At 53.3% G+C, this 13427-nt stretch carries 10 protein-coding genes; 2 read left to right on the top strand and 8 right to left on the bottom strand.

Features of this window, described 5'->3' with window-relative positions:
- Position 1: 1 nt before the first annotated feature.
- The gene (phoU, locus tag EJP87_RS01690; protein ID WP_130470133.1) at positions 2–1099 is read right to left on the bottom strand and encodes a phosphate signaling complex protein PhoU; all 1098 of its coding nucleotides are present in this window, start codon (positions 1097–1099) and stop codon (positions 2–4) included.
- A 73-nt stretch (positions 1100–1172) separates the two neighbouring features.
- Entirely contained in the window at positions 1173–2042 is an 870-nt protein-coding gene (locus EJP87_RS01685) for a phosphate ABC transporter substrate-binding protein (RefSeq protein WP_130470132.1), read from the bottom strand.
- Between the two features lie 340 nt (positions 2043–2382).
- On the opposite strand from EJP87_RS01685, the gene EJP87_RS01680 reads away from it, so the two are divergent.
- Together EJP87_RS01680 and EJP87_RS01675 are read left to right on the top strand one after the other, a co-directional pair.
- On the top strand, positions 2383–4200 hold the full coding sequence (locus EJP87_RS01680) for a M3 family metallopeptidase (RefSeq protein WP_130470131.1): 1818 nt from the start codon (positions 2383–2385) through the stop codon (positions 4198–4200).
- A 133-nt stretch (positions 4201–4333) separates the two neighbouring features.
- Positions 4334–4690, top strand: a complete 357-nt coding sequence (locus tag EJP87_RS01675) for a phasin family protein (protein WP_130470130.1) — start codon at positions 4334–4336, stop codon at positions 4688–4690.
- A gap of 63 nt (positions 4691–4753) precedes the next feature.
- Here the strand turns inward: EJP87_RS01675 and EJP87_RS01670 are convergent, their stop codons facing one another.
- From EJP87_RS01670 to EJP87_RS01645, 6 genes are all read right to left on the bottom strand, one after another.
- Positions 4754–5656 carry a bacteriohemerythrin gene (locus EJP87_RS01670; protein WP_130470129.1) on the bottom strand — a complete coding sequence of 301 codons (903 nt, stop codon included), beginning with the start codon at positions 5654–5656 and terminating at the stop codon, positions 4754–4756.
- A gap of 34 nt (positions 5657–5690) precedes the next feature.
- Positions 5691–7106, bottom strand: a complete 1416-nt coding sequence (locus EJP87_RS01665) for an efflux RND transporter periplasmic adaptor subunit (protein WP_130470128.1) — start codon at positions 7104–7106, stop codon at positions 5691–5693.
- Positions 7103–7846 carry an efflux RND transporter periplasmic adaptor subunit gene (locus EJP87_RS01660; protein ID WP_193771055.1) on the bottom strand — a complete coding sequence of 248 codons (744 nt, stop codon included), beginning with the start codon at positions 7844–7846 and terminating at the stop codon, positions 7103–7105. The genes EJP87_RS01665 and EJP87_RS01660 overlap by 4 nt, the downstream gene beginning before the upstream one ends.
- A 44-nt stretch (positions 7847–7890) precedes the next feature.
- The gene (locus EJP87_RS01655; RefSeq protein ID WP_130470126.1) at positions 7891–9600 is read right to left on the bottom strand and encodes a TolC family protein; all 1710 of its coding nucleotides are present in this window, start codon (positions 9598–9600) and stop codon (positions 7891–7893) included.
- A 148-nt stretch (positions 9601–9748) separates the two neighbouring features.
- Complete coding sequence (locus tag EJP87_RS01650) at positions 9749–11854, bottom strand: zinc metalloprotease (RefSeq protein WP_193771054.1); 2106 nt, start codon at positions 11852–11854, stop codon at positions 9749–9751.
- The coding region (locus tag EJP87_RS01645; RefSeq protein WP_130470124.1) for an Ig-like domain-containing protein at positions 11851–13427 on the bottom strand (1577 nt) is incomplete at its 5' end. The genes EJP87_RS01650 and EJP87_RS01645, both read right to left, overlap by 4 nt.

The raw sequence follows: 13427 nt of genomic DNA, 5'->3' as shown, positions 1-13427 counted from the left end.
CTTACACCCCTTCTTCGCCGTTGAGCAGTTCCATCAACTGGGCAAGATTGGCCACCAGGGTACGGTAGATCTCCTCAAAACGTCCGGCATTTTCACCAAGAGCATTACCACCAGGAAGCGGACCCACATCCCATTCCAAAGCAACCGTATGAAAAGGAACCTCCAGCCCATTTTGCCCGACCGGACTGTTCAGACCAATTATGATATGTACCCCTCCCAACTCTGGAATGATCTGTTGCAGATTTTTGGGAGCAATGTTCTGCATGTTAAAACCGTGGTGGCGCATAAAATCGACCATGGCCGAACTGCATTCAGCAGCCGGTTGCCAGGCAGCACTGCGAAAACGTGCTTGCTCACTATATCCTTTACGCGCAATCACCTCTGCCATTGGCGCCAAAATGGAGTTGTCGGCATCCAAAAAGAGGATCTCATGAATACGCTGCGGAACGGTCTCACCTGCCAGGATAAAAAGAATCTCCTCGCAGACATTGGCCGCCCGATTTCCCACACGTTCCAGCATGTAGGATATGGTTTGCAGATCGAGCATCCGCATGGCCACCTCACGTCCCCCCTCCTGCCCACAAAAAGTGACCAGATCGTTGAGAATGACGTTGAGGTCAACGCTTACCTGACTGGAATCTTTCAATGTCGAACGCGCCAATTCCACATCTTCCGTAGCAAAAGCGCTCATGCTTTGCCGCAAAATGGCCTGCGTATGTTCAGCCATTATTTTCAAATCGCGCAGAATATTGCCCTCTGGAGGCTGGTGCAGATGAATGGCCTCTCTGGAGATGGTTCGGGCATAATCGCCCATCCGCTCCAACTCCATGACCATCTGAATCACCGAGGTGACCATGCGCAGATGTCCCGCGCTGGGCAGATGGCGAACAATAAAATTGTGACATTGCTTGTTGAGACGTGCGCATTGTCGATTGATGGGAAAATCACGCAGCACGGTCATGTTGGCCAGTTTTTCATCACCCGTGAATAATGCGGTGAGGCTGTCGGTCAGCGCCTGACCCACCATTCCCCCCAGCTTGACCACCTCCTCCTTGATCGCTGTAACATCTTTTTGCAGCTTTTCCTCATAAATAGGCATCTCTAAACCATCTCCATTCCATTAGTCCGTTGGGCAAGGCCACATATTGTCAATCCCTCACCAGGGGATCAGGTTATTTGCAAGGAACAGGTTTGGCTGGGGCATACCCTTTCTTGCTCACCAGACATTGACCATCTTTGGCCATGATCCAATCCAGATAGGCTTTAATTTCACCGGTCGGCTCGCCATTGGTATACATGAACAGTGGCCGGGCAATGGGATAGGTTTTATCAACTGCTGTCTCCATGCTGGGAACAACCGCTGCAGAGCTATCCTCTTTCTTGATTGCCAACATCTTGGTCGTCTCGTCGGCATAGGCCATACCACTGTAACCAATTGCACAAGGAGTCTTGCCGACTAAATCCACCACATCTTTGGATCCGTGCATATCACGGGTACCCATAATAAAATCCTTTTTATGCAGCACCGCTTCACGAAAATATTCGTAGGTTCCCGAGTTGTTCTGCCGAGAGATCAGAATGATTTTTTGCCCTTTGCAACCCGGAACCTCGACACCCAACTGTTTCCAGTTATTGACATCACCACCATCGCCATACATGCGTGCCAACTGTGCCAGAGAGATCTCCTTCAAAGGATTGCTCTTGTGCACAAAGACGCCCAGCGCATCAAAACCGATGGTCAACTCTTTGGGATGAATGTTATTCTTCTCTGCCAACTTGACCTCCTTTTGCTCAATCTGACGGCTGGAATTGGCAATATCCACAGTGCCATTGAGAAGCGCGGCAATGCCTGTACCGCTGCCACCACCTGTGACGGCAATCGCCACTTCCGGCTTGACCTTTTGATACTCTTCGGCCAATGCCTGCGCCACATTGACCAAGGTATCCGATCCTTTGTTTTGAATCATGGAGGCAGACCACCCTGTTGAAACAAGGCTCAACAGGGAAACAGCGGCAATAGTGGCGATGGGTTTCATTTTCATGATTATTCCTTTATGGGTAGGCTTGGTTGTCTTGTTGAGAGCAGCTCTCGACATTCTTGGCGAATTTGGTAATGAATATCATACAGTTATAAAATTTTGATCAAGCAGATATAAAAAAATTGTAAATTTTCGCGCCAACTCCTTTGGCGATGAGCCATCGCGCTTTCTGTGTAGGTTTTTTGTTTCATTTACCAGATTTATTCATCGATACAAAATATTGATAACAACACAATAACAACGACCTGTCTCACCAAAATCAAACAGCGGACTCTTGGCAAAAGAGAGGAGATAGTGTTACCCTGCCAATATTCATTAACTATTCAGGAGTATAAACAATACCATGAACAGCACCCCCTCCTTATCGCTTCCGGTTTGGGATCTGACTCCCATCTACCGTGACCTGGAGGATCCGCTGCTGCAGGAGGATCTGCAGTGGCTGCGCGACCACTATCCCGCCTTTTCTGCACAATTTCGGGGAAATTTATCGCAACGACTGGGTGATGCTCTGGAGGAGTGGGAACGCTTTGCCGAACGCTTAAACCGCATCTATTTTTATCTGCATCTCGCCCATGCGGCCCAGCTTGAGGATGAGGAGGTCAAAAACCGTTTGCATGCGGTCAATGTGCTGGTGGACAGTTTGAGCGGCGAGTATACCAGCTTTTTTACCATCGAGCTGGCTGCCCTCCCTGATGAGATCTGCCAACAGCACTATGCCACCGATGCCCGCTGCCAACGGCTGCGTCCCTGGCTGGAACAGGTGCGTCTGCAACGCCCTTTCATGCTCACTAGCGAAGTCGAAGCCGCCCTCGGCAAACGGGCCACCTTTGCAGCCTCCTCCTGGTCCTCCTTTTATGATGAGGTCGAGGCGGATTTGCGTTTTTCTCTCCCGGATGGTCCGGCCACTCTGGAACAGACTCTGCACCAGATGAATATCCATCCCGATGCAGAACAACGGTTTCAGATCATGAGCACCTTGAACAGCGGATTGGCTGGCCCGTTCGCCCGTTTTTCCGCGCAAGTGCTGAACATGGTGGTCGGCAGCAAACGGGTCGAAGATAAAGAAAGGGGCTATCCGCACCCCATGGCCTATCGCAACCGCCATAATCGTCTGCCTGATGCGGTGGTTGAGGCTTTGCACCAGGCGGTAGTCACAGAAGCAACGCCGTTATGCCAACGCTATTATCAACTGAAAGCCCGCCTGCTGGGCTTGCCCCTCTTGCGCTGGAGCGACCGCAATGCCCCCCTACCCTTCGCCGATCGCAGTCGTATCCCGTATGCCGAAGGCTGGCAGATCGTTCTCAATGCCTTTCAGCATTTCAGCCCGGAATTGGCGCAACTTGTCCAGGATCTGGCACAACGCGGCGCCATCGATGTACCGGCACGCCCTGGCAAACAGAGCGGTGCCTTCAACTATTCGGTAGTGATCCCAGGAGGAGTCACCCACTCTTATCTGCTGCTGAACTATCAGGAGAGCAGCCGCGATGTGATGACCCTGGCCCACGAACTGGGTCACGCGGTACACGGCTTGCTGGCTGGTGCAAGCCAGGGCGCCTTGTTGGCCTCTGCGCCTATGGCCTATGCGGAAACCGCCTCCATCTTTGCCGAAATGACCACCTTCCAATTTCTTCGCCAACGTCTGCAACAACAAAACAACCCGGCTGCCCTGTTGGCCCTGCTCACCGAACGGATCGAAACCTTTCTCAATTCCGTGATACGGCAAATTGGCTTTTCATTCTTTGAGCAAGAGGTGCACAACCATGAAGGGCGCTTGAGCGCCCAGGATCTTGGCCGTATCTGGCAAAACTCCCTATTCCGCTTTTATGGTGCCGAAGGCGAAACCTTTCAGTATGCCGCCACAGAAAATCTTTGGTGCTATATCAGCCATTTTCACAATCCATTTTATGTCTATGCCTATGCCTGCGGAGAGCTGCTGACACAAAGTCTCTATGCCGCCCAGGAAACTCTAGGCAACCAGTTTGAACCACTGTATCGCCAGTTGCTGCGTGCCGGAGGAGCACAGGATCTGCCGGAATTGCTGCGTCCTTTTCATTTGGATCCCTGTCATGCAGATTTTTGGCGCCAGGGAATTCGCAACAGTTTGTTGCCTCTCCTGCAAGAGGCCGAGGAGCTGGCCAAAACATTTGCCAAAACAGGATGAGCCAGACAAAAAAAATGTGTTTTTGGCAAAAATAGTGATTGACAGAGTGTGGGTAGAGGATTATGCTGCACTGCAACAAATGCTGCGGTGCAGCAATTACACTCTTCAAACCTCATAAACAAGGGGACAGACAATGGACGGAAATCTTGCCAAACAGATCATGGAAGCAAACAGCAAAATGTTGAATACTTTGACTGGTTTGCAAAAAATCAACGAGCGGATCATGAAAGAATTGGCCGAACGCCAGCTCAACAATGCCGAAACTCTGGTCAAAGCAGGTTCTGGTCAGATCAACAGCCTGGCAGGATTGAAGACAGTGGAAGATGTGGCGCAAGCGCAAGCCGGTATGGTGGCAGAGATGGGTCAGTTGATTGTCGACAATGCGCGTCAGACCCTGGATCTATTGAGCCGCAGCCAAGCCGAAGTCAATGAGTTCATCGAAAAGAATGTGCATGAGATGGTTGATCAGGTAAAATCGCAAGCATCATAAGCAATCGAACGAAGATGTTTGATGGCCGCCCCGTTGCCTCCCCGGCAACGGGGCTGGGTAGCCTTAAACAGGAGTGCTGTGCTCCGCCTCCGCCAGCGCCTGCTCACGATCGACCAAAGAGAATCCCTGACGCAACCACTCCTGAATGCCGCCGATCAATTCGCAAGCGGGCAGATCATGTTCCTGAAAGGCTTCCAAAGCAATCGCTGCCCGTGGTCCTGAGCGACAGATCAATATATACCACTGTTCACTGTCAAACTGCTCTGGGGCAAAACGGGCAGAAAAAGAGCGGCGAAAAGGTTCGGTATCTTGTCGGTTAAGCAGATTGTGGGCACAGGGATAGAGTTGTGAACCAGGAATAATCCCCTCCTCCTGTTCGCTGACGGTACGCAAATCAAGCAATACAGCGTTGCTGGCGGACAGCTCGATGATGCGCTTGAGTTGTTCGGCTGAGATCATCTCATTGAAGAGAGCCTTTTCGGTAATCTGTCTGCTCTCAGCCAGTTGAAAACAGCCCCGATATTGGCGATCATCCTGGTTGATATGGGTGGTGAGCCAATCGAACAAAAAGGACTCCAAGGCAGCAATCGCCTCGACATGCCGGGTGGTCACGCTCTCCTTGAGCTGTTGCAGATGACCTGTCAGCTCTTGATGCTGAGCAATATGCCGCGTCAACAGAGGATAGTCATGTTGCCGCATCAACTCCTCTTCGGCCTGGAAATGTTCTTGTGTATATTTTTCCAGACGGGGAAAAATGGCATCGATGGGATCCCACTCCTCATCAATCGGCTGTTGGTGCCGAAAACGCTCTGCCAAACGACTGAACTCGACAATATAAAAAAGCAGCCGCTGATGGTCGTTATTGAATCGTTCAACACCTACATCGGCTACTTGCAACTGTGCCGATCCTACTGTGGCAGAAGATGACGGCTCCACTCCTGCCGCAGCAACTGGCAACTCTTCCATGACCCTACTCCTTGTTGGCGATTGACCCTTCCCCCTAAAGACCCAACTTTTGCCGTAAAGCTGTTAACGGTCGGCGCAACAGATCATACAACAGCGGCACCTCTTCACCAAATAATTTTGCTGTCCCTTTCAACCCCAAACGCGGCGGATTCGGCAAAGGCTCGGTCATTTTGTCAAACTGCAAAGTGCTGCGCAGCCGATAGGCCAACACCCCCTCCGGAGTAGCGGCTGCCTCATAGGAGGCATAGCGTAAACTTCCTGACAAGGGGTGCAGTGGATCGGTATTGAGAAACAGACGGGTTTCCGCACCCGCTTGCAACACCAGAGCATCGGCAACCGGCAACAGTATCTCCATCTCCATATCGTGTTGGTCAGCGATGGCCAGGATTCTTTCGCCGATACGTACCGGACGTCCCAACCATTGGTTGACATCAGCAAACAATACCACACCCGCCATTTCGGCACGCACCTGCAACCGTTGCAACAGTTGTTTGGCATGCTCAGCCTGGGCAGCAGCACGCGCCATCGCAGCACGCAAAGCGGCCAATTCACCTCCACTCTCACTGTTTTGCAGAGCCTTGCTGGCCATTTTTTGATATTGCGCCTGGGCAATAGCCAACTCTTCGCCAGCCACCTGGAAACGATGCTTGAGCTCTGCGGGATCCAGATCAAACAGGGGTTGCCCTGGTGTGACCAGATCATTGGGCAAGACATGAAAACGCTGCACCACCCCATCCAGTGGTGCCGCCACAATATAGGGCTGGCGGGCAACAATGGTTGCCGGAGCCAGCACCGATTGCCGGACTGGCAGCATCAATAACGCCAACAACAGCAATAATACTATTGCTTTGCGCCATATCGCTCGCGGCCATCGCCAGGACCAAACCGACTTTTTCTCCTGCAACGCTATCGTCAAAGCCTGGGCATAACCCTCGCCAAGCTGTTGCAGCAACGTCTGTTCATTGCTCTCCCAGGGTTGATCACGCGCCAAAAGAAGCCCCCCCAAAGAGTCATGGCGCAGAGGATGGCGCAAGGGAAGCCACAACAGATACGGATGCGACCACTGCGACCATTCGCCAAGAACCGCCTCGGAGAGCCGCTCCTTCTGCAATGGGTGCAACTGCTGACTGATCTCTTGACGGCTGTATTCCCGCAGCAGACGTTGCAACCATAACACCTGGGGGGCATGGGCATCCCACTGTGCCACACCGGAAATGGCTATCAGTTGCTGCTCCTCTACACCTTGCAGCCAGAAAAAAGCCTGATGGTAGGGAAGCAGACGCATGCTCTCATTGACCATGATAAAGCCCAGTTGCGGCAAATCGAGCGCATGACGGCTCTCTTTGAACAAGGAGAGAAGTTGTGTCAAACCAGCGAGTTGGCGTGCGAGAAGGCGCGGATCAGGCAGAAGCGTTTTTTCTTGTTGCTGCCTCTCAGCAGAGGGGTTCATGGGGCGGGAGCAGGAGAAGAACGGTGCCAATTGGGTAAGGTGACCGGTCCACCCATACCAGGAAGCAGTTCCTGAAACTCTCCCTGAATACGGCCCACAATCGGCATGGTCTGACTGACCGGATCGATGCGTCCGCCGCTGCGAATCACCTGGAGCGGATAGCTTTGTCTGGTCTCTTCGAGAAAGATGGAAAAGCTGCTGCCAACCGGCAAAGCGGCATGGTAACGGGAAGGCACAATCACCCGGACTTCAAATGGTCCCGATGAAGAGATATCCAGCAACGGTTTGCCCTGGGGAACACTCTCATGGGCATGCACCGACAGCGCATGCACCCGGCCAGCAAAGGGCGCTCGAATCGAACACATCTCCACCAGTGCCTTTTGTACGGCCAGTTCGGCTTCTGCCTGCATCACCTCCGCTTCATTCAAAGCCAGCTCCAAACGGCTGGCAGCACGCACCGCAACCAACTCCCGATTGGCCTGCATCTTTTTGCGAGCGGCAAGCAGTGTGGCTTGAGTCTGGTGCAATTTGGCCTGACGCACGGTACAGACAAAACTGATCAACAGCTCATTTTTTTGAAACAGCTCTCCCTCCTGTTTATGAATCGCCTCGATCTGCCCCTCCATCAGACTGGAGAGCCAAGCCTCCCGCTGGGGAACCAATAATCCTCTGGGTAGTGGTTCATCTGCTGAGACGGCAGAGGCCGCAAGAGTGGCCAGCAGAGCCACACTTGCCCACAAGAGTGACACTCTCCCTCGCCATTCTGAACTACCGCCGCTGCCGATCATGGCAGCCCCGAAGCCTCGTCGCCAGGCAGCAAATAATACCATAAGGGGGAGTCATCCGAGAGGCGATTCCAACTGATTTTATTGATGCGCAATGGCTGCTCAAAACCAGAGCGGGGCGCAACAAGGGATAACGGTTTGCTGATGGCAGCCAACTGTTCGCTGGCTCTCTGCAAACCATCCGGCCAGCGCTGCATCGACTCCTGTATGGCCCGACTGAGGACATCGGGATCGTTTGTCTCCACAATATCAGGCAGGGGATCTACACCCACCGAGAGCGACAAACGACCGGCGGCATTATGCAGTTCGGCATAGGCCAACTCCTTTTGCAACCGTCGATAAATAGAGCGGGCTTTGCTTTGCATACGCTCCAGATCGTTGCGGGTTTGCAAAGCTGCCGGCGCTTTCGCCCCATGGGCAACTTGCTGATGCAGACGCTCTGCCGCCTGACTCATCTGCTCGATGATCCGATACTCCTCGCCGGTTTGATCATAACGGATTTTTGCCACATGCAGTTGGGTCAAAATAGCCATGCCCATCGACAGACGGCGCGCCTTGGCAATTTCTGCTTTGGCCTCCGCTATGGCCATCACTGTCGGGGCTTTGAACAGGTTGAGCAGATTCCAGGCAACTTGCAAACTGCCTTGCAACCAGTTTTGATGATAGAGGAAGGCATTGCTGGAAAGATGATACCCCCCTTCCACATTCAGGGCAGGAAAAAGTTGCAAAAGACTGGAGCGGGCTTCGGCTTGATCCATTCTGGTCAAATAATCCTCTTCGCGCAGCTCTGGCCGCAACAGCAGAGCCATCTCCTCCAACTGCCGCAACTCTTCGGGCAGACGTGGCAAAGTGGCACTGCCACTGTCAGGCTCTTGCAGAGTGAGCGCAACATTCAGATCATGGTTGATCAAAGCGGAGAGTTGTGTCTGGGCAACGCTCAAATCACGCTGCAGGCTGGTAATCTGATAGATGGTCTCCAGCAAACCGATTTGATATTCCAGGGCCTGGCTGGGAGGTTGCAGCAGTTGTCGTTCGGCCTGTTGTGAATCGACCAAAGCTTGTCGGGCTTCGTTCAAAAAGGAGCGGATTTCCGGCAACAGGCGTTGGGCAGCCAAGGCGCGCCAGAAGGATTGTCGCACCTCTTGCAAAATATCGTGGATCACCTTGCGCCGCCGCTCCTGAGTGATCAGATAACGATCTGCCTGCTGTTGGGCGCGCAGATAGTTGAGACCAAAATCGAGCACATTCCAGGCAACAGTCAAATTGCTTTCGATCATCTCACGCTCGGCGGAGGTCGAAGCCTCCAGCGATTGCACCCCGGTAAACAAAGAGCGACTGCTGGCTCCCGCAGGGTTATTGCGCGAGGAGTAGCCAGCCTGTACCGTCAAACGGGGCAACAGCTCCATTTCAGCCATATCGCTCTGGCCAGAAGCCAAGGTCTCTTCCATGCGTTTGAGTTTATGGTCCAGATTATACAGTATGGCCCGAGCCATGGCATCGGAAAGGGTCAGGGCACGGGTGATCGGTTGCACATTCTTGAAAACGGCCTGGCGATCCTGCACCATCCGTTGCCACCGCTCCTGCTGGTTGATCGGTTCAGGAACCACGGTACAGGATCCGAGTAAAAGAGCGGCAGAACACCAGATTGTGCAGGCGGGTAGCCGACAACTGCAGCGCTTGTCGTTCTCATGACATGAATTGGTTGCCATCTGCCTGTTCCATTGTGCCAAATAGTGCCACACAGATTTGTTAAGTGGCAATTATTGCTTCATATTTATTCAGTGCCAATCATTGGCTCGGATTCATTCATTGCCCATTATTGCCACAGATTTATTCCGTGCCAAACTACCCACACCATTAAAAAGCGGATTCACGCACCAGAATAGCCATCAACCGACGCCAGAAAGAGGAGAAGAGACTCTCTTTGGCGCCATTGAGCAACAGATCTCCCACCAGCATGGCATCCGGCAGAGAGCACCCTGCCTCTGCAAGCGGACGCAACTGCAATCGATACAGCGCCTCTTCAGGAAGCAACCGCTCATTTTCTTTGCGCACGCTGATAGGACCGCCATGCAGGCTGGCCAGTTGCGGCCAATCCAGCACCGTGATTGCTGCCGGACTAATGGACTCCACCCGTACCGCACAACGCGGCAGGGTCAAATCATGCGCCACAAACCAACCAGAGCTCTGTGCCAAAACCTGCTGTTGATGTTGTTCATCCACATAGGCATGGATGACCCGATCCTCAGGCTGATGCAGGGCAAGCAACGGCTCTTCACGACTGACCCAACGGCCTGGCAGCAAAGCCTCGCCGGCCATCTCCAGCACCCCGGCAAAGGGCGCACGCAACAACAAACGCCCCTGCAACGATAAAAGGCTCTGTTGCTGGCTTTGGGCAGCAACAAGACGCGAAACCGCAACCAGCCTTTGTTCGCGATCACTCTCTTTAATACCAGGACGTTGGCTCTCAAAGAGCCAATGTTCCTCTTCCAATCGATTGATTAGCAATTGCTGTTCCAAATCAGGAGAACGCAAGCTCAGCAAAGGTTGACCGGCATGCACCCTTTCGCCTCTTTGCACCCATATTTCGGCAATACGTGCCGGAGTGGGCGAATAGAGGGTGGTAAAGGTATGGGCATGCCACAAGGCAGGCAGAACCATTTGCCCCTGCCAGGGGAGTATGAGAAGGGCAATCAGGGCAAGTGTCAACAACGCCAAACGCGAGATGGCTCCTGAGGAGAGACGTTGACGCATCTGCCACCACACACGCGCCTCACGAAGCAAGGGAAACACAATAAACCAACCGATCTCCACCAGGAATAAAAATAGTCCCAATATTTTGAAAAAGGTGTGGTAGACCAACAAAGCAATGCCATAAAACAGAAAAAAGCGATAGATCCATACGCTCCACGCAAACACAATCAACAGACGCTGGCGTGCCAGGGGAAAGAGTTCGGGTGGCGGATCAGCCACCCCCAACAGAGAGCGGCGCAGTTGCCAACGCCCCAAGGCAAAGGAACGCTCCTGCAAATTGGCCATATCCAATAAATCAGAGAGCAAAAAATAGCCATCAAAACGCATCAGTGGATTGCCATTGACCAGCAAACCCAGCACCCAGCTTACCGTGGCCAAGGTAAACAATCCGCTTTGCCAAAGGGGATCATCGGTCAGATTCCACAACAGACAGGCCAAACCAGCCAACAGCAGTTCCGCCGCCATACCAGCCATCGCCACATGCAGGCGCTGTCGACGACAGGGCAGGCGCCAAACATCCGTCGTATCAATATAGAGAACAGGCCACATCACCAAAAAGGCCACCCCCATGCTGGCGATATGACAGCCATAGCGTTTGGCCACCAGGGCATGTCCCCATTCATGAACCGCTTTGGCCAGCCAAATACTCAAGCCCAAAATCATCGCCCCTTGCCAACTCCATAGCAGAGGCAGCGTGGCAAAAAAACGGTCCCATTGTCGGGAAACCAGATAGAGCCCCAACAGACCCAAAAAAACGATCACCCATAGAAAACGGGCACGAAACAGCCAGGGCAACTGTTTATACAACCGATTCAAAAAGGGATCGGGGTGCAGCAAAGGAATGGTAAAAAAGAGATAGTGATGCAGCAACCAGCGCCAACCAGAGAGCTGTTGCTGTTGACTGGCAAGCAGTTGCTGTCGGGAGGATTCGCCCTGGGGTTGCAGAAGATGATTGACCGACAAAAAGTGCAAAAAACGTTGCAGATCGACATCCTGCAATGTCAGCGTGCACTCCTTGTTGATCCCTTCGAGAAGCTGTTGGCCATCGCTCACCCGACTCCAACGACGCAGCATCTCAGTTTCTGCCCAGCCCAAGCGAAAATAGCGATGTCTGGGTCGATCATAGAGCAGCCAAGCCGGGGCCCCCCCCTCTCCGCGCGTGCGGGTCAACAGTTGCAGATCCTGTCGCAGCGGCGGCAGTGGCCTCATGCCCATACTGCCAACAGTTGCCGCATCTCCTCAAGAGAGGCCTCTTCCCATCCCTCGATAGTGGCATAGAGCCCTTGCTGTTCTGACTCTGGCTGACTGACCCAAGCGGTATTGTGGAAAGCTGTCGCCTCGAAAGCTGCAGGCAGAACGCTGTTACTGCTGCTTTGTCCCGCTTCGGGAGCATCGGGCAAAAAGAGCCCCTCCCCGGGGTCAGAGTCACCCACAGGCAGATCAAACTCCGGCCCAAAATAGAACCATCCCGAACGCACTGCAAATCCCGGCATGCTGTTTGGGTCGCTCAATATGGGTGAAGCGGCCTGACTGCTTTCCGACATCACGGCAGTCAAAACAGGTGTTTGCAACGCACCAGGAGCGACAGTCGAGAGGGAACTTTGCACGGCGTTTAACACCGGAGTGATCAAACCACCATCCTGAACACCCGGATTGCTGTTGCGCACCGCGGTCAACAGCGGCGAACGGGAATCCTGCAGCGCCACACTGCGCTCCACTTGATGAATTGCCGTCAGAATGGGTGCTGCCTCTTGCAGCGCTGCAGGTCGCAGCAACCACTCCCCTTCGCTGCCCGGCTGCCTGTTTTCCACACCTTTATTGATCGGCATGGGTGGTTTTTCCGGCAGCAGTGGCGGCAGCACATTCAGCCGAATCCGGATCGGAAACCATCCCAACTCTGTCCACTGTGGGGAAACCTGATCGCTAAAGGTGAATTGAAATCCATCTCTGGCCACCCAACTGCCATCATGCTCATAGCGGAGCAAACCCAGATCCAGATCGGCTTGGCTAAAGTTCATCCCTATCTGCAGCAACTGCGCATTGCGCGTCAGTGTGCCATACAGGGGCAGAGAGGCCACTGTAAACACTATCTCCCCAGGACTCTGCTCCACATCAACCACCCGCAAATGGTTGGCGTTGATCGACTCCTCGGCCCCTTGACGCAACTGCAAGCCACTCACCCTTTGCAAAACCGGCAGATCATTGACCGGAAGAACGGCAATTTCTACCGTTGTCCGCCCGATACGTGCATCCCCGCTGTTGAGAATATATTGAAAACTATCCATGCCAAAAAAATCATGATCCGGCTGATAGAGAAAGGATTGATCAGCCAGCCGATAGAGATGGCCATGGGCAGTCGGGGTAAAACCGATCACCTGCAGAGGCCCGGCCAGATCGGGATCATTGTCATTGCCCAGCACAGAAAAGGAGAAGGTCGCACTATCCTCCTGCACCACTATCCGGTCTGGCGTGGCCTGCAGAGCATCCTCAATGGGGGCTACAACCAGGGTGACCAGAGCTGAGCTGCTGTTACCCTGACCATCCTCAACCTGATAGCGAAAAGTGTCCACACCGTTAAAATTGAGATCGGGTTGATAGCGGTAGAGATCGTTACCAAGGGCAATCAGTTGCCCATGTTGTGGTCCTTGTATCACCTGGGCGCGCAAACTGTCGCCATCGACATCCACATCATTGGCCAACCATTGGCCAGCGGACAAACTGAGGGGAGAATCCTCCTCCGTGGTAAAGGCATCCGCACCAGCCACTGGCGCATCCTGTACCG

It is taken from the genome of Candidatus Magnetaquicoccus inordinatus (assembly GCF_004217665.1).
Classification (GTDB): Bacteria; Pseudomonadota; Magnetococcia; order Magnetococcales; family Magnetaquicoccaceae; genus Magnetaquicoccus; species Magnetaquicoccus inordinatus.
The sequence above is the reverse complement of the archived record's forward strand: the minus strand, read 5'-3'. Positions and strand labels throughout refer to the sequence as shown.

Excerpts from the sequence above, each read along its gene's own strand:
- phoU (WP_130470133.1), bottom strand. The coding sequence starts at position 1,099 with ATGCCTATTTATGAGGAAAAGCTGCAAAAAGATGTTACAGCGATCAAG.
- EJP87_RS01685 (WP_130470132.1), bottom strand. The coding sequence starts at position 2,042 with ATGAAAATGAAACCCATCGCCACTATTGCCGCTGTTTCCCTGTTGAGC.
- EJP87_RS01680 (WP_130470131.1), top strand. The coding sequence starts at position 2,383 with ATGAACAGCACCCCCTCCTTATCGCTTCCGGTTTGGGATCTGACTCCC.
- EJP87_RS01675 (WP_130470130.1), top strand. The coding sequence starts at position 4,334 with ATGGACGGAAATCTTGCCAAACAGATCATGGAAGCAAACAGCAAAATG.
- EJP87_RS01670 (WP_130470129.1), bottom strand. The coding sequence starts at position 5,656 with ATGGAAGAGTTGCCAGTTGCTGCGGCAGGAGTGGAGCCGTCATCTTCT.
- EJP87_RS01665 (WP_130470128.1), bottom strand. The coding sequence starts at position 7,106 with ATGAACCCCTCTGCTGAGAGGCAGCAACAAGAAAAAACGCTTCTGCCT.
- EJP87_RS01655 (WP_130470126.1), bottom strand. The coding sequence starts at position 9,600 with ATGGCAACCAATTCATGTCATGAGAACGACAAGCGCTGCAGTTGTCGG.
- EJP87_RS01650 (WP_193771054.1), bottom strand. The coding sequence starts at position 11,854 with ATGAGGCCACTGCCGCCGCTGCGACAGGATCTGCAACTGTTGACCCGC.